Raw genomic sequence first — 19637 nt, 5'->3', positions numbered from 1 at the left:
GGCGGCCGGGGAGAGGCGCATGGATGCGCCGAGAGGGCGCGACTTGCAGGGACGCTGCATCGCGCCCGACCCGAAGCCAAAGGGAATAAATCGAGGGCACCGCCTTGCGGCGATTTTCTTGCCGGGAGCCGGGGTCGCCAGGGTGGTGGCGATTGAGCCACCCTGGCACGTTCACAAGTGCAACTGTTCAGATAAGCAGAAATCATGAAGTGAACGGAACACACAACAGACTCGCATATCCCCTTCTCCCCAGCCCTTTCCCTCAAGGGAGAGGAAGCCCGTCGCGCAGATTTTCAATCTTAAGGTTCCATCAGATCTGATTGAAAGAGGCGTAATATAGGCATCGGACCGTCCAGGTGTGCCTGCCACCATTCAGACAATTCCAGACAGTCCTTCATATTTCCTCCATTTTTTCGCGGCGTTGCGTGACTAAACTAGTATCATTCCCCGAAGTATTCAGGATGAGAACGTATAACGATGAAAGGCAGTAACACATCACGCTGGGCAATCGCCGCAGGTATCATTGTGGTGGCGCTTGCCGCCGCCTGGTACTGGCACAGTCACTCCTCTGCGAATGAAGCTACAACGCAGCAACAGCGTCCCGCTGGCGGTGGGCGTCACGGCATGCGCGGTGGCGCACTGGCCCCTGTGCAAGCGGCCACGGCCGTCAGCAAGTCGGTTCCTCGTTATCTTACCGGCCTCGGTACGATCGTTGCCGCCAACACGGTCACCGTGCGTAGCCGCGTTGACGGTCAACTGATGGCGATTCACTTCCAGGAAGGCCAACAGGTGAAAGCGGGCGATCTGCTGGCAGAGATCGATCCAAGCCAGTTCAAGGTGGCGCTGGCTCAGGCGCAGGGACAGCTCGCAAAAGACAAAGCCACGCTGGCTAACGCTCGCCGCGATCTCGCGCGTTATCAACAGCTGGTGAAAACCAATCTGGTTTCTCGTCAGGAGCTGGATACCCAACAGTCGCTGGTCAGCGAAGCGCAGGGCACGATTAAAACGGACGAGGCCGCTGTCGCCAGCGCGCAGCTGCAGCTCGACTGGAGCCGAATCACCGCCCCGATTGACGGACGCGTCGGCCTCAAACAGGTGGATATTGGCAATCAGATTTCAAGCGGCGATACCACAGGTATCGTGGTGATCACCCAAACTCATCCTGTCGATTTGGTCTTTACGCTGCCCGAAAGCGAAATCGCTACCGTCGTACAGGCTCAGAAAACAGGCCAGACGCTGGCAGTCGAAGCATGGGATCGCACCAACAAAGCAAAATTGAGTGATGGCACGCTGCTGAGCCTGGATAACCAGATCGACGCGACAACGGGCACAATCAAGGTGAAAGCGCGCTTTAACAATCAGGATGACGCCCTGTTCCCGAATCAGTTCGTCAACGCGCGCATGCTGGTCGCAACGAAAGAAAACGCGGTGGTGATCCCAACGGCGGCGTTGCAGATGGGTAACGAAGGCAATTTTGTCTGGGTGCTGAACAGCGACAATAAAGTCAGCAAACATCTCGTGAAACCGGGCATTCAGGACAGCCAGACGGTGGTGATCGACGCCGGACTCTCCGCGGGCGACCGCGTGGTGACTGACGGAATCGATCGCCTGACGGAAGGCGCGAAAGTGGAAGTGGTGGACGCACACAGCACCAGCACGGCAAGCGAAAAACCTGCGCGTCGTGAACACGCCAAACAGGGAGCGAACTCCTGATGCAGGTGTTACCACCAAGTTCGACAGGTGGGCCATCGCGCCTGTTTATTATGCGCCCCGTCGCCACCACGCTGTTGATGGTGGCGATCCTGATCGCGGGGATTATCGGCTACCGTTTCCTGCCGGTCTCTGCCCTGCCCGAAGTGGATTACCCGACCATTCAGGTGATCACCCTCTATCCTGGCGCCAGCCCGGACGTGGTGACCTCCGCCATTACCGCGCCCCTTGAGCGCCAGTTCGGTCAGATGTCCGGCTTAAAACAGATGTCGTCGCAAAGCTCCGGCGGCGCGTCTGTGGTGACGCTGCAGTTCCAGCTGACGCTGCCGCTCGACGTCGCTGAGCAAGAGGTCCAGGCCGCGATTAACGCCGCCACCAATCTGCTGCCGTCAGACCTGCCCAATCCGCCGGTCTACAGCAAAGTAAATCCCGCCGATCCGCCGATCATGACGCTCGCCGTCACCTCTTCCGCCATGCCAATGACGCAGGTGGAAGATATGGTCGAAACGCGCGTGGCGCAGAAAATTTCTCAGGTGTCCGGCGTCGGGCTGGTGACGCTCTCCGGCGGGCAGCGCCCGGCCGTACGCGTCAAACTCAACGCACAGGCGATTGCTGCGCTAGGGCTGACCAGCGAAACCATCCGCACGGCGATCACCAGCGCCAACGTCAACTCGGCGAAAGGCTCGCTGGATGGCCCAACCCGTGCGGTCACGCTCTCTGCGAACGATCAGATGCAGTCCGCCGATGAATATCGCCAGCTGATTGTGGCTTACCAGAACGGTGCGCCGATTCGCCTGGGCGATGTCGCCACCGTTGAGCAAGGGGCTGAAAACCGCTGGCTCGGCGCGTGGGCCAACAAAGAGCAAGCGATCGTGATGAACGTTCAGCGCCAGCCTGGCGCGAATATCATCGACACCGCCGACAGCATCCGTGCAATGCTGCCGCAGCTGATTGAAAGCCTGCCAAAATCGGTAAACGTAAACGTGCTTTCCGATCGCACCACCAATATTCGCGCATCCGTCAGCGACACGCAGTTTGAGCTGATGCTGGCGATAGCGCTGGTGGTCATGATTATCTATGTGTTCCTGCGCAACGTCCCGGCGACGATTATTCCCGCCGTCGCCGTGCCGCTGTCGCTGGTCGGCACCTTCGCGGTAATGGTGTTCCTTGATTTCTCGATCAATAACCTGACGCTGATGGCGCTGACCATCGCCACCGGATTTGTGGTCGATGACGCCATCGTGGTCATCGAGAACATCTCGCGCTATATCGAAAAAGGCGAAAAGCCGCTGGCGGCAGCGCTCAAGGGCGCGGGCGAAATTGGCTTTACCATTATCTCCCTGACCTTCTCGCTGATTGCGGTGCTGATCCCGCTGCTGTTTATGGGCGATATTGTCGGTCGCCTGTTCCGTGAATTTGCGGTAACCCTGGCGGTGGCGATTTTGATTTCCGCCGTGGTGTCGCTGACGCTGACGCCAATGATGTGCGCCCGCATGCTGAGCGCCGAATCGCTGCGCAAACAAAACCGCTTTTCCCGCGCGTCTGAACGCATGTTTGAACGCATTATTGCCGCCTACGGGCGCATGCTGGAAAAAGTGCTTAATCATCCGTGGGCGACGCTAAGCGTGGCGCTCGGGACGCTGGCGCTGAGCGTGATGCTGTGGATTATTATCCCGAAAGGTTTCTTCCCGATTCAGGATAACGGAATTATTCAGGGCACATTGCAGGCACCGCAATCGGTCTCGTTTGCCAGCATGGCGCAGCGTCAGCAGGCGGTGTCGGATGTGATCATGAAAGATCCGGCGGTCGAAAGTCTGACCTCGTTTGTTGGCGTCGACGGCACTAACCCGTCGCTGAACAGCGCACGCCTGCAGATCAATCTTAAACCGTTGGATGACCGTGACGATCGCGTCAATACCGTGATTGAGCGCCTGCAAAACGCCGTTGCCAGGGTGCCGGGCGTTGAGCTGTACCTGCAACCGACGCAGGATCTCACCATCGATACCACGGTGAGCCGCACCCAATATCAATTTACGCTTCAGGCAACCAGCCTGGAGGCCCTCAGCACCTGGGTGCCACAACTTGTCACTAAACTCCAGGAACTGCCGCAACTTTCAGACGTGAGCAGCGACTGGCAGGATAAAGGGCTGGCGGCATACGTGAACGTCAACCGCGACACGGCCAGCCGTCTGGGTATCAGCATGGCGGATGTCGATAACGCGCTGTATAACGCCTTTGGTCAGCGGTTGATCTCGACAATTTACACCCAGGCCAACCAGTATCGCGTGGTGCTGGAGCACAACACCGAGCAAACGCCGGGGCTTACGGCGCTGGATACGGTGCGCCTCACCAGCAAAGACGGCGGCATTGTGCCGTTGAGTGCGATTGCAACGGTTGAACAGCGGTTTGCGCCGCTGTCGATTAACCATCTTGATCAGTTCCCGTCGACCACCATTTCGTTCAACGTCCCGAATAACTATTCGCTCGGTGAAGCGGTTGAGTCGATTCTGAACGCAGAAAAAACGCTGAACTTCCCGGCTGATATTCAGACTCAGTTCCAGGGCAGCACGCTGGCGTTCCAGGCCGCACTCGGCAATACCATCTGGCTGATTGTCGCCGCCGTGGTCGCGATGTATATCGTGCTCGGCGTGCTGTATGAAAGCTTTATCCATCCGGTGACGATCCTGTCGACCCTGCCGACCGCAGGCGTTGGCGCGCTGCTGGCGCTGATGATTTCCGGCAGCGAGCTGGACGTGATTGCCATTATCGGCATCATTTTGCTGATCGGTATCGTCAAGAAAAACGCCATCATGATGATCGACTTTGCCCTCGCCGCCGAACGCGAACAGGGTATGGCACCGCGCGACGCGATTTTCCAGGCCTGTTTGCTGCGTTTCCGTCCGATCCTGATGACCACGATGGCGGCGCTGCTGGGCGCGCTGCCGCTGATGCTCAGCACCGGCGTCGGTGCCGAACTGCGCCGCCCCTTAGGGATTGGCATGGTCGGTGGCCTGCTGGTGAGCCAGGTATTGACGCTGTTCACAACACCGGTGATTTATCTGCTGTTTGACAGCCTGGCGCTGAAGATGAAAGCGCGTTTCCCAGAACGTGAAGAGGAGGCGTAAGTGAAGTTTTTCGCTCTCTTCATTTATCGCCCGGTCGCAACGATTTTGATTGCGCTCGCCATCACGCTGTGCGGCGTGCTCGGTTTCCGGCTGCTGCCGGTGGCGCCGCTGCCGCAGGTGGATTTCCCGGTAATCATGATCAGCGCCTCGCTGCCGGGCGCTTCACCGGAGACCATGGCCTCGTCAGTGGCCACCCCGCTGGAGCGCTCGCTTGGGCGCATTGCGGGGGTCAACGAAATGACCTCCAGCAGTTCGCTGGGCAGTACGCGCATTATTCTGGAATTCAATTTTAATCGCGATATCAATGGTGCGGCACGTGACGTGCAGGCAGCGATCAACGCCGCGCAAAGTCTGTTGCCGAGCGGGATGCCGAGTCGTCCAACCTATCGCAAAGCTAACCCGTCCGATGCGCCGATCATGATTTTGACGCTCACGTCGGACACCTATTCTCAGGGGGAGCTGTACGATTTCGCCTCCACCCAGCTGGCACAAACGATCGCCCAGATTGACGGTGTGGGCGACGTGGACGTCGGCGGCAGTTCCCTGCCCGCCGTGCGCGTAGGATTAAACCCGGAAGCGCTGTTTAATCAAGGCGTGTCGCTGGACGACGTGCGAAGCGCCATCAGCAATGCCAACGTGCGTAAACCGCAGGGGGCGATTGAGGACAGCAGCCACCGCTGGCAAATCCAGACCAACGACGAACTCAAAACCGCCGCCGAATATCAGCCGCTAATTATTCACTACAACAATGGTGCAGCGGTGCGTTTGAGCGACGTGGCGAGCGTCACCGATTCCGTCCAGGACGTGCGTAACGCCGGGATGACCAACGCCAAACCGGCCATTTTGCTGATGATCCGTAAGCTGCCGGAAGCCAATATTATCCAGACGGTGAATAGCATTCGTGCCCGTCTGCCGGAACTGCAGGAGACGATTCCGGCGGCCATTGATCTGCAAATCGCCCAGGACCGCTCGCCGACGATTCGCGCCTCGCTGGAAGAAGTCGAACAGACGCTGGTGATTTCCATTGCGCTGGTGATCCTGGTGGTGTTCCTGTTCCTGCGCTCCGGACGTGCCACGCTGATCCCTGCCGTGGCGGTTCCCGTCTCGCTGATCGGCACGTTCGCCGCCATGTATCTGTGCGATTTCAGCCTCAATAATCTGTCGCTGATGGCGCTGACCATCGCCACCGGATTTGTCGTTGATGACGCCATCGTGGTACTGGAAAACATTTCGCGCCATTTGGAAGCCGGCATGAAGCCGCTGCAAGCCTCTTTGCAGGGCACGCGTGAAGTGGGCTTTACGGTGCTCTCCATGAGCGTGTCGCTGGTGGCGGTTTTCCTGCCGCTGCTGTTGATGGGCGGGCTACCGGGACGCTTATTACGGGAGTTTGCCGTGACGCTCTCGGTGGCGATTGGCATTTCGCTGGTGATTTCGCTGACCCTCACGCCGATGATGTGCGGCTGGATGCTCAAACGCAGTAAGCCCCATTCACAGCCGCGCAAAAAAGGCTTTGGCCGCGTGCTGGTGGCGATGCAGGAAGGCTACGGCACATCACTGAAATGGGTGCTGAACCATACGCGGATTGTGGGGCTGGTGCTGGTAGGGACTATTGCGCTGAACGTCTGGATGTACATCACCATTCCCAAAACGTTCTTCCCGGAACAGGACACCGGCGTGCTGATGGGGGGGATTCAGGCGGATCAGAGCATTTCGTTCCAGGCGATGCGCGTGAAGCTCCAGGATTTTATGAAGATTATTCGCGAAGACCCGGCGGTAGATAACGTCACCGGTTTTACCGGCGGGTCGCGGGTGAATAGCGGGATGATGTTTATTACCCTGAAGGCGCGCGGGGAGCGTAACGAAACGGCCCAGCAGGTGATTGACCGCCTGCGTGGCAAGCTGGCTAAAGAGCCGGGTGCGAACCTGTTTTTGATGGCCGTTCAGGATATCCGCGTGGGCGGACGTCAGTCGAACGCCAGCTATCAGTACACGCTGCTGTCCGACGACCTGGCGGCGCTGCGCGAATGGGAGCCCAAAATCCGCAAAGCGCTGGCGGCATTGCCTGAGCTGGCAGACGTAAACTCCGACCAACAGGACAACGGCGCGGAGATGAACCTGACCTACGATCGCGAAACCATGTCGCGGCTGGGGATTGACGTTGCAGCTGCCAATAGTCTGCTGAATAACGCGTTTGGTCAGCGGCAGATCTCCACGATTTACCAGCCGATGAATCAGTACAAAGTGGTGATGGAAGTCGATCCGCGCTACACCCAGGATATCAGCGCGCTGGATAAAATGTACGTCATTAACAACGACGGTAAATCGATCCCACTGTCCTATTTTGCCCGCTGGCAACCGGCCAATGCGCCGCTGTCGGTAAACCATCAGGGGCTGTCTGCCGCCTCGACAATTTCGTTTAACCTGCCGACCGGCTCGTCATTATCCGCAGCCAGCGACGCGATTAATCGCACCATGACTCAGCTTGGCGTGCCGTCCACCGTGCGCGGCAGTTTTGCAGGCACTGCACAGGTGTTCCAGGACACCATGAATTCGCAGGTGATTTTAATTCTGGCGGCCATTGCGACGGTCTATATCGTGCTGGGCATTCTGTATGAAAGCTACGTGCATCCGCTGACGATCCTCTCCACCCTGCCGTCAGCGGGCGTGGGAGCGCTACTGGCGCTGGAGTTGTTCGATGCGCCCTTTAGCCTCATCGCGCTTATCGGGATCATGCTATTAATAGGTATCGTGAAGAAAAACGCGATCATGATGGTGGATTTCGCCCTCGACGCGCAGCGCAACGGCAATATGTCGCCTCAGGACGCCATCTTCCAGGCCTGCATTCTGCGTTTTCGCCCGATCATGATGACCACGCTGGCCGCCCTGTTTGGCGCGCTGCCGTTGGTGATTTCCAGCGGTGACGGCTCTGAGCTGCGCCAGCCGCTGGGGATCACTATCGTGGGCGGGCTGGTGATGAGTCAGCTGTTAACCCTCTATACAACGCCGGTGGTGTATCTGTTCTTCGACCGCTTGCGAGTACGTTTTTCGCGTAAAAACAGAACGACGGTAACCGAGTAAATGACCGATCTTCCCAACAACGTGCGCTGGCAATTGTGGATTGTCGCCTTCGGCTTTTTTATGCAGTCGCTGGATACGACTATCGTCAATACCGCCCTCCCCTCGATGGCGAAAAGCCTCGGGGAAAGTCCGCTGCATATGCACATGGTGATTGTCTCCTACGTGCTGACGGTGGCCGTGATGCTGCCTGCGAGCGGCTGGATGGCGGACAAAATCGGCGTACGAAATATCTTTTTCGCCGCCATCGTCCTGTTTACCCTCGGCTCGTTGTTTTGCGCCCAGGCCGATACGCTGAATGAGCTGGTGATGTCGCGCGTGTTACAGGGCGTCGGCGGTGCGATGATGGTGCCCGTAGGGCGACTGACGGTGATGAAAATCGTCCCGCGCGCGCAGTACATGGCGGCAATGACGTTCGTCACCTTGCCTGGACAGGTCGGTCCGTTGCTCGGCCCGGCGCTGGGCGGGATTCTGGTCGAATATGCGTCCTGGCACTGGATATTCCTGATAAACCTGCCGGTCGGTATTGTCGGCGCGATTGCCACGTTATGGTTGATGCCAAACTATACAATGCAGACGCGGCGCTTTGATATTTTCGGCTTCGTGCTGCTGGCTGCGGGGATGGCGACGCTCACACTGGCGCTCGACGGGCAAAAAGGGTTAGGCATCTCCACGCTCACGCTGGGCCTGCTGATCGTTATCGGAATTACCGCCATCCTCTGGTATCTGTGGCATGCGCGTGACAATGACCGTGCGCTGTTCAGCCTGGCACTTTTCCGTAACACCACCTATCGGATCGGGTTGCTTGGGAGCTTCGTCGGACGCCTCGGCAGCGGAATGCTGCCGTTTATGACGCCCGTATTCCTGCAAATTGGGCTGGGTTTTTCACCGTTCCACGCCGGTTTGATGATGATCCCGATGGTGCTCGGCAGTATGGGGATGAAGCGCATCGTGGTGCAGGTAGTGAATTACTTTGGCTATCGCCGGGTTCTGGTCGCCTCCACGCTTGGGCTGGCGCTGATAAGCCTGGTGTTTATGGCCGTGGCGCTCATGGGCTGGTACTACGTTTTGCCGCTGGTGCTGTTCTTCCAGGGGATGATCAACTCGACGCGCTTCTCGTCAATGAACACGCTGACGCTGAAAGATTTGCCCGATGAACTGGCGAGCAGCGGCAACAGCCTGCTGTCGATGATCATGCAGCTTTCGATGAGCGTGGGCGTCACCGTCGCGGGTTTGTTGCTGGGAATGTATGGTCAGCAACATCTGAGCGCCGACACGGCCGGCGCCCATCACGTCTTCCTGTACACCTATCTGAGCATGGCGGTGATTATCGCCCTGCCCGCGTTGATTTTCGCCCGGGTGCCGAATGATACCAGCAAGAACGTCGTCATTGGCCGACGCAAAAGGAGTGAACGATGAAATTCTGGCGTCCCGGTATTACTGGCAAACTGTTTCTGGCGATTTTCGCCACCTGCATCGTCCTGCTGATCACCATGCACTGGGCGGTACGCATCAGCTTTGAGCGCGGCTTTATTGACTACATTAAACGCGGTAACGAGCAGCGATTGCAGGGGTTGAGCGATGCCCTGGCCGATCAGTATGCCCTGCACGGTAACTGGCGCTTTTTACGCAATAACGACCGTTTTGTTTTCCAGATTTTGCGCTCGCTTGAGCATGATAACGACGACGATCGTCCCGGCCCGGGCATGCCGCCGCACGGTTGGCGCACGCAGTTTTGGGTTATCGATCAGGATAAACACGTGCTGGTTGGCCCACGCGCCCCGGTTCCGCCTGACGGCACAAAGCGCTCGATTACCTTTAACGGCGCGCCCGTTGGCTGGGTGATTGCGTCGCCCGTCGAACGGTTAACGCGCAATACCGATATCAATTTTGACCGCCAGCAGCGCCAGACCAGCTGGCTGATTGTCGCCCTTTCCACGCTGCTCGCCGCGCTGGCGACGTTCCCGCTGGCGCGCGGCCTTCTGGCTCCGGTGAAACGACTGGTGGAAGGCACCCACAAGCTGGCTGCGGGCGATTTCTCAACGCGCGTGGATACGCGAAGCCAGGACGAGATCGGCAAACTGGCCCAGGATTTTAACCAGCTCGCCAGCACCCTGGAGAAAAACCAGCAGATGCGCCGCGACTTTATGGCCGATATTTCTCACGAACTGCGTACCCCGCTGGCCGTATTGCGCGGCGAACTGGAAGCGATTCAGGACGGCGTGCGTCAGTTTACGCCGGAATCGGTGACGTCGTTGCAGGCGGAAGTGGGCACGCTCACCAAACTGGTGAACGATTTGCACCAGCTGTCGATGTCCGATGAAGGCGCGCTGGCCTATCAAAAATCACCGGTGGACGTGATCAATATTCTGGAAGTCACCACCGGTGCGTTCCGCGAACGCTTCGCCAGCCGCAACCTGAACATCGACCTGTCGCTGCCGGATAGCGCTGTCGTATTTGGTGACCCTGACAGGCTGATGCAGCTGTTCAATAATCTGCTCGAAAACAGCCTGCGCTATACCGACAGCGGCGGCGCGCTGCATATTTCCGGCGCGCTGAATGACAGGTCTTTCGCGCTGACCTTCGCGGACACCGCGCCCGGTGTGCAAGACGCGCAGCTGGAAAAACTGTTCGAGCGTTTTTATCGCACAGAAGGTTCCCGCAATCGCGCCAGCGGCGGGTCCGGTTTAGGGCTGGCGATTTGCGTTAACATCGTTGAAGCTCACGGCGGCTCGATTCGCGCGGCCCATTCGCCTTTTGGCGGGGTTAGCATTACAGTAGAGTTACCGCTGGAACGGGATTTATCGAGAGAAGTATGACTGAGTTACCCATTGACGAAAACACGCCACGCATTTTGATCGTGGAGGACGAGCCTAAGCTTGGGCAACTGTTAATCGACTATTTGCGTGCGGCAGGCTATGCCCCGTCGCTTATCAGCCATGGCGATCAGGTTTTGCCGTATGTCCGCCAGACGCCGCCCCATCTTATCCTGCTGGATTTGATGCTGCCCGGCACCGATGGCCTGACGCTATGCCGTGAGATCCGCCGTTTTTCCGAAGTGCCTATTGTGATGGTGACCGCCAAAATCGAAGAGATCGATCGCCTGCTGGGGCTGGAAATTGGTGCGGATGATTACATCTGTAAGCCCTACAGCCCGCGTGAAGTGGTGGCTCGCGTCAAAACAATTTTGCGCCGCTGCAAGCCGCAGCGTGAACTGCAGGTGCTGGATGCCGAAAGCCCGCTGATTGTCGATGAAAGTCGCTTCCAGGCCAGCTGGCGCAGCAAATTGTTGGATCTGACGCCTGCTGAGTTTAGGCTGTTAAAAACGCTATCGCACGAACCGGGAAAAGTGTTCTCCCGCGAACAGCTGTTGAACCAGCTGTATGACGATTACCGCGTGGTCACCGACCGTACCATCGACAGCCATATCAAAAACCTGCGTCGTAAACTCGAAGCACTCGACGCTGACCAGTCGTTTATTCGTGCCGTGTATGGCGTGGGGTATCGATGGGAAGCGGATGCATGCAGGATCGCCTGACTGATGATTCCTCAAACCCGCCGTCTGGCGGGTTTTGTGTATCTGGATCTGGATAACGAGGTTTTATCCAAAATATTCATAAACGCGGCATCGCCACACAGAGCGCGCCGTGAGTCGTTAGGGTGTCTCGTGGTAAACCGCTTCAATGTTGTAGCCATCTGGATCAAGAACAAAGGCGGCGTAATACCCAGGATGATACTGCGGCCTGTATCCCGGCGCGCCGTTATCTTTCCCCCCCGCGTCGAGGCCAGCACGGTGAAAGGCATCAACCTGTTCTTTGCTTTTTGCGCTAAAAGCAAGATGCATCCGGGGGGTCGAAGGTGTGCCTTGCGTTATCCAGAAACCGCCTCCCGGATCGGCCCCTTCGTCCGATTGGGCGGGACCAAAACCTACCGCGGCTTCCGGGATTTCATGCCGGATAACATGGCCCAGGCTCGCCAGAATGCGCGTGTAAAACCGTTTACTGTCTTCAAGATGAGTGACGCTGAAACCGGTGTGATCAATCATTCCAATACTCCTGTCAGCAAAGAAGAGTATGCAGTAAAGCATTCATTCACTGGATGAAGTTTGATTTGGCATAACAACAGATGATTATAAATTAGCCGATCGTTTTTAGGCACAATCAGGCAGTTTAAACGTCGTCATAGCGCACTTAAATGACGCGAACATCCTCAAATGTTGATCACGCTTTACCCTGATTTCTGATTGCCTCTCATCATTTATGCCCTTGTTGAGAAAATGCCCTGAGCCATCAAACTCAATCCTCAGGGGCATCATGACTGAGTAGACGTGCACGGCACACATCCAGAATTTCATCCGCCAGCGCGGAATTATCCGGGCAAGCACGAGACAGCACCAGGGCCCCGACAAGATGCGCGAGGGTATCGATCAGGTCAGCGCGCGTGCCATTTTCAGTGCCTAAAATCGCCAGTTGGCGTTCAAGTCCGGCCGCAAACGTCTCTTTGATTGACTCAGATTGACGGGCTGCATCAGTCCCCAGAGCCGACATCACACAGCCCTTTCCCATGTCATCACGATGTTCTCGGGAGAGATAATATTCAACAAATTTATCCCGGTTTACGCCCTGCGTTTTTTCTGCGGATCGCGTAAAACCGCAATGCATCGCTTCAGACAACAAATCAGCCTTGGAGGCAAAGTTCTTGTAGAAGCCGCCATGCGTTAACCCTGCCTCCGACATCAGTTCCGAGATCCCGATGCCATCGTAACCGCGCTCACGAAAAAGTTCTGAGGCCGTTTCAACAACGCGCATCCTGTTCTCGCGCATCTGCTCTTTTGACACTTTCATGCTTTTTACCCTCTCAAAACAGAGCCTGATTATACATTGATGATGATCATAATCAAACCAGTTGACTTTATAGATTATGACCATCATCATTAATTCAACGCATCGACCAACCCTTAGCAGGCAAATAAACATGACAAACCAGGCATTATTTCAATCGTATGATCTTGGCCCCATAACACTTGCGAACCACATCGTGATGGCTCCCCTGACGCGCAACCGGGCCGGAGCAGGACTGGTACCGAGCGAACTGGCAGCAACGTATTACGCCCAGCGCGCTAGCGCTGGATTATTGATTACCGAAGCCACGCAGATTTCCGCACAGGCGCAGGGTTATCAGGATACCCCGGGGATCTATACGCCAGCTCAAATCACGGGTTGGCGCAAAGTGACTGACGCGGTGCATGCCAAAGGTGGGCGCATATTTGTGCAGCTGTGGCACGTAGGACGCATTTCGCATGTCGATCTACAGCCTGGTGGCGCTGCACCCGTCGCACCGTCCGCTATTCGCGCCGAGACGAAGACCTTTGTGAACAACGGCTTTGCTGATGTCTCTGAACCACGTGCGCTTGAGTTGCAGGAAATACCGGGAATTATTGACGATTTCAGAAATGCCTCAGCCAATGCCATTGCCGCTGGGTTTGACGGCGTAGAGATCCACGGTGCGAATGGTTATCTGCTGGAACAGTTCCTGAAAGATGGCGCAAACCAGCGTACTGATGAGTACGGCGGTTCTGTCGAGAATCATGCCCGCCTGCTGTTAGAAGTCACCGCTGCCGTAGTAGATGAGATCGGCGCAGATCGCACTGGCGTGCGTATTTCACCGGTTTCACCGGCTAATGCGATTTCATCCAGTGACCCGCAGCCTCAATATGACTACCTCGCCGAGCAACTCGATGCATTAGGCATCGTATATCTCCATGTGGTTGAAGGCGCTACGGGCGGCCCACGCGATATCGCACCGTTCGATTACGACTCATTGCGTCGACGCTTTAAGAACACCTACATCGCCAACAATGGCTATGACCTGCCGTTGGCGTCCACACACCTTGCGCAGGGTAAAGCCGATCTGTTCGCGTTCGGTCGTCCGTTCATCTCCAACCCGGATCTGGTCGAAAGGCTGAAGACGGGCGCGCCTCTGGCACCACTGAATCCTGAAACCCTTTATGGCGGTGGCGCAGCGGGATACACCGATTACCCGTCGCTAACTGACACCAGCAAGTAGATCTGTGAATGCCTCGGCTCTACCGGCAGCGCACATTTCGGATTCTGTTTACATATCAATAAAGAAGATCAACTTATGACTAAACCTTCAGTTCTCATTACAGGCGCATCAACAGGTATTGGTGCTGTTTACGCAGAACGGTTCGCCCGCCGGGGACACGATCTTGTTCTGGTCGCCCGCGACAAAGCAAAGTTAGACCTACTGGCTGAACATCTGCGACAGGAAAGGGGTATCGCTGTTGATGTTCTGCCTGCTGATCTCACGCAAGCGGCGGACTTAGCGACTGTCGAAGCGCGTCTGCGCGACGATTCGCGGATTGGTATTCTTATCAATAACGCGGGTGTCGCGCAGTCCGGCGGTTTTGTAGCGCAGACGCCTGATTCGATAGAACGCTTAATCGCACTTAACGTCACCGCCCTCACAAGGCTTGCCAGTGCCGTAACGCCGCGATGGGTAAAAGCCGGTGAAGGTTCGATCGTCAACATCAGTTCCATCGTCGGGCTCGCCCCGGAATTTGCCATGACGGTTTACGGCGCAACGAAAGCCTTTGTGCTTTTCCTGTCTCAGGGAATGGATGTAGAGCTGTCATCTAAAGGCATTTATATCCAGGCGGTGCTCCCTGCCGGTACTTACACAGAAATTTGGGACCGCGCGGGTATCGACATCAGTAACTCACCAAAATTCATGGAAGTGGGTGAGTTAGTGGATGCCGCACTGATTGGCTTTGATCGCCGTGAACGGGTCACCATCCCGCCTTTACACAATGCGGCACGCTGGGACACGCTCGATGCTTCGCGTCAGGCTCTGCTTTCAGACGTCAAACAAGATGAAGCCGCAGAGCGATATAAAGCCCTGTAGCTAAAGAGATGCCTTCTGCAGAACGATCTTTGGTTGTTCTGCAGAACATCAATCCCTTACAGCGCGTCATCTCATCTCCAATGAGAAACCCCAAACAATTTATGTAGGTTTTAGCATGACAAAAAAACGTGTAGCGCTGGTTACGGGCGCGTCCTCCGGTATTGGCAGAGCGTCTGCCATTCAACTTTTAGCCGCGGGTTATACGGTATACGGCACAAGTCGGCGTAGTGCGCTGGCGGGAACGCATCCGTTTCCGTTATTGACGCTCGATGTGACGGACGACGATTCTGTCCAGGCGGCCATTGATGAGCTGCTGCGCCTGGAGGGACGGATCGATATTCTGGTGAATAATGCGGGTTTCGGCGTCGCTCCGGCGGCGGCTGAAGAAAGTTCTGTCGAGCAGGCCAGAGACATTTTTGACACCAATTTTCTGGGCATCGTCAGGTTAACGCGAGCAGTTATCCCTCAGATGCGCCGTCAGGGCAGCGGGCGCATCATTAACATCGGTTCGATACTCGGGATTGTGCCGATGCCGTATGTGGCACTTTATACTGCCAGTAAGCATGCGGTCGAAGGATACACAGGCGCTCTGGACCATGAACTGCGCACGCAAGGCATTAGGGTATCTGTTATCGAACCTGCCTTTATAAAAACGCAGTTTGAAGCTCATAATATAGAAGCGGATGCAAAGCTGGAAGAATATGACCTTCTCCGGACTAAGCTCACGAAAGTGCTCAGTAAGGCGATGGCCGAAGCGGAAAGTCCGGAAGTGGTGGCAGAAGTCGTGGTTAAAGCTGCCGAGGCTTTACGACCAAAAGTACGTTACACGGCGGGAACGCTGGCCGGTAAATTGAATTTTCTTCTCAGATTCGCGCCAGCAAAAATCCTGGATAACGTCGTGCGAAATAGCCTTCAGCTTGATGCGAAAGAATAAAAATGAAATTTTCGCGACTGGCCATTCTGGCATCTGTGCTGTTTTTCATTCTGGCTACGGTATGGATGTTTTTCCCGGCACAGTTCCTCACGCTGTGGGGAATTGAAACCACATCCGGTACTGATGTACTTAGCCGACGTTCTGCCGCTTTCTTCGCAGGAACAGGGGTAATGTGTTTTTTAGCGAGGAATGCTGAGCCTTCTCCTGCCCGATATGCGCTGGCCGCCGGTATTAGCACGATATCTTTCGTGTTAGCCCTGTCGGGATTCGTCGAATGGCGCGAAGGACATGTTAACGGACAAATTCTTTTTGCCGTGTTTATCGAGCTGTTACTGGGAGCCGCTTTTTTATTCAGCAATATGGGCATCCGCAAAACCGACAGGATCAACAACAGATGAGAACCAGAACGATGAAAGCCTTTACGTTTAAACGCTATGGCAAAACCCCTGAGCTGGGATTTGATGACAGAGATTATCCTTCGGTTGGTGCTGACGAAATTCTGGTTAAGGTTCACGCTGTTGGTTTGAATCCCATTGACAACATGATCCCCACTGGCATGTTCAAACCGGTTTTGCATTTTACGCTCCCCGCTACAATGGGCAGCGACCTGGCCGGGGTGGTCATTGAAACAGGAAGCCGGGTCACGCGGTTCAAGCCAGGCGACGAAGTCTTCGCCAGTATTTTCGACACGGGAAGAGGATCGCTGGCCGAATTTGCCGTTGTGCCTGAAAGTCTCGCGGCCATTAAACCTGCCAATCTGGATTTTGTGCAGGCAGCGTCATTGCCCATGGTGAGCCTCACCTCCTGGCAGGCGTTCACAGAGCGCGCGCGTCTGCAGCCCGGTCAGAAGGTTTTCATCCCGGCAGGTTCCGGCGGCATTGGCAGCTTTGCCATCCAGCTGGCGAAGCACCTTGGCGCCAAAGTGGGAACGACAACCAGTTCAGCTAATATCGATTGGGTGAGTCGTCTCGGCGCAGATGAAGTGGTTGATTATAAAAAACAGGAATTTGAAAACGTGCTGAGTGGCTACGATTGTGTTCTGGGCACGGTCAGAGGAGATACGATTGAAAAGTCGACTCACATTCTTAATCCTGGCGGAAAGATCATTTCTCTCATTGGGCCGTTAGATGCGGCTTTTGCACGGGATCGACATTTAAATATCATCCTGCGTTTTGTATTTAGCCTGATGAGCCGCAAAATCATGCGTCTTTCAAAGAAGAGAAACCTAAGCTATTCATTTCTCTTCGTTCGGCCCGATGGCGCGCAACTCACTCAAATCAGTAAGCTCATCGAAGCGGAACAGATCGTCCCGGTGATCGACAAGGTTTTCCCGTTTACAGCAACAAAGGCTGCGCTTGACTATCTTGCTGGAGGTCATGCGAAGGGCAAAGTTGTCGTTAAGATACACGAGTGACGACAGCGGCGGCTGTGACAGGTTCAATCGCCAACGTCATTTGCCCCGGGGAAGCGGTGCGCCATTCCCGCTTCCTACGCACAGCAGTCCCCCCTGACTCGCCTGGCTCTCTACGCGCTGTGCCAGAAACAGCCGTACCCGTTTGAAGATGGATTATTTATCCCATGCGGCACGCAAGCGAAAGCACAGCGCGTGCTGTGCTTAGGGGAGAATGCTTGCCTGAATGATTAGCGAAGCTGGGCGACTAAGGCTTTGGCCGCGTCTTCAGAGCTGGCGGGATTCTGTCCGGTGACAAGCTTACCGTCTTCAACAACAAACGGTGCCCAGTTCGGGCCTTTCTGGTAGTGCGCACCCATCGCGATAAACTCGTCTTCAATCAGAAAAGGCACAACATCTGTCAGTTCAACATCGGCCTCTTCACCGTTGGTAAAACCGGTCACCTGACGACCTTTAACCAGCGGCTCGCCAGAGGCGGCTTTCACGTGGCGCAACACGCCCGGGGCGTGGCAGACGAAACCCGTCGGTTTGCCGGCACGGATAAAGGCTTCAATCAGGGCGATAGAGGTCTTCGACTCCGCCAAATCCCACAGCGGGCCGTGGCCGCCAGGATAGAAGACGGTATCAAAATCTTCCTCGCGCACGCTGTCGAGCTTCAGGGTGTTAGCGAGTTCGCGCTGCGCATCCGGGTCGGCTTTGAAGCGATCCGTCATCTCGGTCTGAAAATCGGCTAAATCGCTTTTCGGATCCAGCGGCGGCTGGCCGCCCGCCGGAGACGCCAGCACCACTTCGGCACCCGCGTCTTTAAAGACGTAGTACGGGGCAGCAAACTCCTCCAGCCAGAAACCGGTTTTCTTACCGGTACTACCCAGTTCACTGTGCGAGGTCAGAACCATTAATACTTTCATTGCTCTCTCCTGATGATTTTGTTGGACAAGTGTGTCGGGTTAAGCGTTGTAAAAATGCGATAATGTCGGCGATTTTTTCCTGATAGCGTGCGCAAGCGCAGGTTAGACGCGCCGTCTTCGTTTTGCACCACCACCGGTTTCCGATGTCGGAAAACAGGGATCCCGTGGTATGCCCCCATACCGGATGCGCCGACGCCACCAAATGGCAGGCTGTCGATGGCCGCGTGAGTCATCACACCGTTAATCATCGCTGCACCCGATGTGATGTTTGCTATAAAGGTAGCCTGGCTAACCTTATCGTTCCCGAAATAGTCTTCCGCCAGGGATTTAAATGCATAAAACCATGGAGAACTGAGTTATGGATATTACTGTCAGCCCTGCACAACCTTCACATTTTCCTGCACTGCGCGCTATTGAGTTAGCGGCTTATGAAACGCTGCGTGACGCAGGCGCGGTGACGGGTCAGCCTTTCGCAAACAGCCTCCAGGAATTGAGTGATTTCAGCCGCGACGGTCTGCTGTTTGCGGCCTTTACACCTGATTTGACCCCCGTTGGATTTGCCGCAGGAAAATTTGTGAATTTATGGCTGCACATTGCTGAAATTGATGTGCATCCCCACTGGCAGCGCCGCGGAATCGGGAGATTGTTGATGCAGACAGTGCTCTCCAGCGGGCAACAACGCGGTTTGGCTGGCGCGACACTGACAACGGATAATATGGCCGCCTTCAATGCCAAATTTTACGCCACGCTGGGTTTTGAGCCTGTGGAGGACCACGCGTGTCCGCCGCATCTGAGAATCGAGAAAGCTGAGGACGTAAAACATGAGCTTAATCCAGCGCGACGCGTAGCAATGCGTTTGAATTTTTAACGACCCAGGTTTCTCTTTACTACGGATAGAGACGACACGGACGCGGTGGCCGTCAGGAACACGTGCGATAAACGCTTTGTCAAAGAACGTCTCTTTGGGTCACAGCACTTCAACCACCTCAAACTCTTCGGCAATCAGCTCCATATCCTCAGAAAAATAGCCTTCCCGAGTAAAAAATCGCTGATGTTCTTTCCGCCAGTACGCCAGGCTTAAATCGCCCTCACCTTCCTTTCGGGCATACTCAGCAGTCACATCGCAAAAACGCACCAGTTGCATCGAAACCAGTCTGATAACGCATACCGGTTCATCCTCACCGTTAAGGATGATGTTGTAACTCCCCATCCTGGGTGCGAATTCTTCTCGCTGGTAAGAGGCCAAAGAGCCGCATGAGGCTGTTTTTAGGCCTCTTATAATAAGATCGGCAAGCGCGTTAGCCAGCTCTGGACTATCACCCATTTGCCAGGCATTGGCGCCTGGATACTTCATTTTTACGTCGTCGACGGTACGCATCACATTCCTTTATTCGTCAGGTGCTAAAAAGAAATCTTATAGATATTGGGCTAGTTTTTACAGTTTCTCACGCGTGAGAGGGGGTATATTTCCCGTTTATCGCATGCCAGAGGAGTCCGTTGCAATTCTCATTAAAGTACTATCAAATGATAAGTTCATGAGAACGAGATAA

Annotated in this window: 17 protein-coding genes; 12 read left to right on the top strand and 5 right to left on the bottom strand. The window is 55.6% G+C overall.

Going from position 1 to position 19637, the window contains the following annotated elements:
• Positions 1-477: 477 nt before the first annotated feature.
• The 6 genes from AC0LWE_RS12895 to baeR are packed head-to-tail and all read left to right on the top strand — an operon-like array spanning position 478 to position 11448.
• The gene (locus AC0LWE_RS12895) at positions 478-1713 is read left to right on the top strand and encodes an MdtA/MuxA family multidrug efflux RND transporter periplasmic adaptor subunit (protein ID WP_202667528.1); all 1236 of its coding nucleotides are present in this window, start codon (positions 478-480) and stop codon (positions 1711-1713) included.
• Positions 1713-4835 carry an MdtB/MuxB family multidrug efflux RND transporter permease subunit gene (locus tag AC0LWE_RS12890; RefSeq protein ID WP_219347592.1) on the top strand — a complete coding sequence of 1041 codons (3123 nt, stop codon included), beginning with the start codon at positions 1713-1715 and terminating at the stop codon, positions 4833-4835. Before AC0LWE_RS12895 ends, AC0LWE_RS12890 begins: the two co-directional genes overlap by 1 nt.
• Positions 4836-7913, top strand: a complete 3078-nt coding sequence (gene mdtC / locus AC0LWE_RS12885) for a multidrug efflux RND transporter permease subunit MdtC (RefSeq protein WP_219347591.1) — start codon at positions 4836-4838, stop codon at positions 7911-7913. It begins immediately after the preceding gene.
• Positions 7914-9329 (top strand): MFS transporter, encoded by a 1416-nt coding sequence (gene mdtD / locus AC0LWE_RS12880; protein ID WP_174343600.1) that lies wholly within the window; start codon positions 7914-7916, stop codon positions 9327-9329. It begins immediately after the preceding gene.
• Positions 9326-10729: an envelope stress sensor histidine kinase BaeS gene (baeS, locus tag AC0LWE_RS12875; RefSeq protein WP_131488732.1), complete on the top strand. Its 1404-nt coding sequence runs from the start codon at positions 9326-9328 to the stop codon at positions 10727-10729. The genes mdtD and baeS overlap by 4 nt, the downstream gene beginning before the upstream one ends.
• Complete coding sequence (baeR, locus tag AC0LWE_RS12870) at positions 10726-11448, top strand: envelope stress response regulator BaeR (RefSeq protein ID WP_059179522.1); 723 nt, start codon at positions 10726-10728, stop codon at positions 11446-11448. The genes baeS and baeR overlap by 4 nt, the downstream gene beginning before the upstream one ends.
• A 117-nt stretch (positions 11449-11565) precedes the next feature.
• Here baeR and AC0LWE_RS12865 read toward each other — a convergent pair whose 3' ends face one another.
• Positions 11566-11955, bottom strand: coding sequence for a VOC family protein (locus AC0LWE_RS12865; protein WP_174343598.1), 390 nt, complete (start codon positions 11953-11955; stop codon positions 11566-11568).
• Between the two features lie 250 nt (positions 11956-12205).
• Complete coding sequence (locus tag AC0LWE_RS12860) at positions 12206-12754, bottom strand: TetR/AcrR family transcriptional regulator (RefSeq protein WP_219347590.1); 549 nt, start codon at positions 12752-12754, stop codon at positions 12206-12208.
• A 130-nt stretch (positions 12755-12884) separates the two neighbouring features.
• Between AC0LWE_RS12860 and AC0LWE_RS12855 the strand changes: the two genes are divergently transcribed.
• The 5 genes from AC0LWE_RS12855 to AC0LWE_RS12835 all read left to right on the top strand — a co-directional run bounded on the left by AC0LWE_RS12855 (position 12885) and on the right by AC0LWE_RS12835 (position 17182).
• Complete coding sequence (locus AC0LWE_RS12855; RefSeq protein WP_219347589.1) at positions 12885-13976, top strand: alkene reductase; 1092 nt, start codon at positions 12885-12887, stop codon at positions 13974-13976.
• Between the two features lie 75 nt (positions 13977-14051).
• Complete coding sequence (locus AC0LWE_RS12850) at positions 14052-14834, top strand: SDR family NAD(P)-dependent oxidoreductase (RefSeq protein WP_219347588.1); 783 nt, start codon at positions 14052-14054, stop codon at positions 14832-14834.
• 115 nt (positions 14835-14949) lie between these two features.
• Positions 14950-15768 carry an oxidoreductase gene (locus AC0LWE_RS12845; RefSeq protein ID WP_219347587.1) on the top strand — a complete coding sequence of 273 codons (819 nt, stop codon included), beginning with the start codon at positions 14950-14952 and terminating at the stop codon, positions 15766-15768.
• 2 nt (positions 15769-15770) lie between these two features.
• The gene (locus tag AC0LWE_RS12840; RefSeq protein WP_219347586.1) at positions 15771-16166 is read left to right on the top strand and encodes a hypothetical protein; all 396 of its coding nucleotides are present in this window, start codon (positions 15771-15773) and stop codon (positions 16164-16166) included.
• Complete coding sequence (locus AC0LWE_RS12835) at positions 16163-17182, top strand: NADP-dependent oxidoreductase (protein ID WP_219347585.1); 1020 nt, start codon at positions 16163-16165, stop codon at positions 17180-17182. The genes AC0LWE_RS12840 and AC0LWE_RS12835 overlap by 4 nt, the downstream gene beginning before the upstream one ends.
• A 227-nt stretch (positions 17183-17409) precedes the next feature.
• On the opposite strand, the gene AC0LWE_RS12830 is transcribed toward AC0LWE_RS12835, so the two are convergent.
• Both AC0LWE_RS12830 and AC0LWE_RS12825 read right to left on the bottom strand, forming a co-directional pair.
• On the bottom strand, positions 17410-18087 hold the full coding sequence (locus AC0LWE_RS12830; RefSeq protein ID WP_219347584.1) for a type 1 glutamine amidotransferase domain-containing protein: 678 nt from the start codon (positions 18085-18087) through the stop codon (positions 17410-17412).
• Positions 18084-18335, bottom strand: a complete 252-nt coding sequence (locus tag AC0LWE_RS12825; protein WP_219347583.1) for a hypothetical protein — start codon at positions 18333-18335, stop codon at positions 18084-18086. The genes AC0LWE_RS12830 and AC0LWE_RS12825 overlap by 4 nt, the downstream gene beginning before the upstream one ends.
• Positions 18336-18445: 110 nt before the next feature.
• Here AC0LWE_RS12825 and AC0LWE_RS12820 point away from each other — a divergent pair, with 110 nt between their 5' ends.
• Complete coding sequence (locus tag AC0LWE_RS12820; RefSeq protein WP_219347582.1) at positions 18446-18955, top strand: GNAT family N-acetyltransferase; 510 nt, start codon at positions 18446-18448, stop codon at positions 18953-18955.
• Positions 18956-19054: 99 nt separating this feature from the next.
• On the opposite strand, the gene AC0LWE_RS12815 is transcribed toward AC0LWE_RS12820, so the two are convergent.
• Positions 19055-19465 carry an ASCH domain-containing protein gene (locus AC0LWE_RS12815; protein WP_059179511.1) on the bottom strand — a complete coding sequence of 137 codons (411 nt, stop codon included), beginning with the start codon at positions 19463-19465 and terminating at the stop codon, positions 19055-19057.
• Between the last annotated feature and the right edge of the window lie 172 nt (positions 19466-19637).

The organism is Lelliottia sp. RD5, assembly GCF_056032945.1.
Note: the sequence above shows the minus strand (reverse complement) of the source record. Positions and strands in the feature narration are given on the sequence as shown.

What these genes read in the sequence shown, in the direction of transcription:
- baeS (WP_131488732.1), top strand. Translation starts at nt 9,326, where the DNA reads ATGAAATTCTGGCGTCCCGGTATTACTGGCAAACTGTTTCTGGCGATT.
- AC0LWE_RS12860 (WP_219347590.1), bottom strand. Translation starts at nt 12,754, where the DNA reads ATGAAAGTGTCAAAAGAGCAGATGCGCGAGAACAGGATGCGCGTTGTT.
- AC0LWE_RS12890 (WP_219347592.1), top strand. Translation starts at nt 1,713, where the DNA reads ATGCAGGTGTTACCACCAAGTTCGACAGGTGGGCCATCGCGCCTGTTT.
- AC0LWE_RS12825 (WP_219347583.1), bottom strand. Translation starts at nt 18,335, where the DNA reads ATGATTAACGGTGTGATGACTCACGCGGCCATCGACAGCCTGCCATTT.
- AC0LWE_RS12820 (WP_219347582.1), top strand. Translation starts at nt 18,446, where the DNA reads ATGGATATTACTGTCAGCCCTGCACAACCTTCACATTTTCCTGCACTG.
- mdtD (WP_174343600.1), top strand. Translation starts at nt 7,914, where the DNA reads ATGACCGATCTTCCCAACAACGTGCGCTGGCAATTGTGGATTGTCGCC.
- AC0LWE_RS12895 (WP_202667528.1), top strand. Translation starts at nt 478, where the DNA reads ATGAAAGGCAGTAACACATCACGCTGGGCAATCGCCGCAGGTATCATT.
- AC0LWE_RS12850 (WP_219347588.1), top strand. Translation starts at nt 14,052, where the DNA reads ATGACTAAACCTTCAGTTCTCATTACAGGCGCATCAACAGGTATTGGT.
- AC0LWE_RS12830 (WP_219347584.1), bottom strand. Translation starts at nt 18,087, where the DNA reads ATGAAAGTATTAATGGTTCTGACCTCGCACAGTGAACTGGGTAGTACC.
- AC0LWE_RS12835 (WP_219347585.1), top strand. Translation starts at nt 16,163, where the DNA reads ATGAGAACCAGAACGATGAAAGCCTTTACGTTTAAACGCTATGGCAAA.
- AC0LWE_RS12815 (WP_059179511.1), bottom strand. Translation starts at nt 19,465, where the DNA reads ATGCGTACCGTCGACGACGTAAAAATGAAGTATCCAGGCGCCAATGCC.
- AC0LWE_RS12845 (WP_219347587.1), top strand. Translation starts at nt 14,950, where the DNA reads ATGACAAAAAAACGTGTAGCGCTGGTTACGGGCGCGTCCTCCGGTATT.
- AC0LWE_RS12840 (WP_219347586.1), top strand. Translation starts at nt 15,771, where the DNA reads ATGAAATTTTCGCGACTGGCCATTCTGGCATCTGTGCTGTTTTTCATT.
- AC0LWE_RS12855 (WP_219347589.1), top strand. Translation starts at nt 12,885, where the DNA reads ATGACAAACCAGGCATTATTTCAATCGTATGATCTTGGCCCCATAACA.
- AC0LWE_RS12865 (WP_174343598.1), bottom strand. Translation starts at nt 11,955, where the DNA reads ATGATTGATCACACCGGTTTCAGCGTCACTCATCTTGAAGACAGTAAA.
- baeR (WP_059179522.1), top strand. Translation starts at nt 10,726, where the DNA reads ATGACTGAGTTACCCATTGACGAAAACACGCCACGCATTTTGATCGTG.